Here is a 396-nt window from a genome sequence, read left to right on the forward strand (position 1 = left end):
ATGGTTGGCGTTCTGTTCCACCAGAAACAGCGTCATGCCGCTTTGGGTCAGTTCCCGCACGATGACGAAATCGGGGTTGATGTCAGTGATGGTGAAACCGGCTTTATACAGCTCATGAATTAAGGCGCCATGTGGATCTGGCTCTCAGTGGTACGCGCCCCGATGGCCCCCCAGCTGATAAGGTCAGCAATATACTGCCCGATCACCATATCCAGGAACTCCGTGGCGGTCGGCAGGCCCAGCTCATTGACGGCCAGCAACAAACGGCGCGCCAGTTCAATGCCCTGATTCACCTGGTAACTGCCGTCCAGGTGCGGATCGGAGATCAGCCCCTTCCAGCCCACCACGGTGCGCGGTTTCTCAAAATAGGTGCGCATCACGATTTCCAGCCGATCC

Annotated in this window: 1 pseudogene; it reads right to left on the reverse strand. The window is 57.3% G+C overall.

The features are described 5' to 3' along the window. Window positions 1-131 precede the first annotated feature (131 nt). Window positions 132-396, reverse strand: a pseudogene (gene aroH / locus CYR32_RS21220) (3-deoxy-7-phosphoheptulonate synthase AroH); the annotation flags it as partial.

It is taken from the genome of Chimaeribacter coloradensis (assembly GCF_002858715.1).
Lineage (GTDB): Bacteria > Pseudomonadota > Gammaproteobacteria > Enterobacterales > Enterobacteriaceae > Chimaeribacter > Chimaeribacter coloradensis.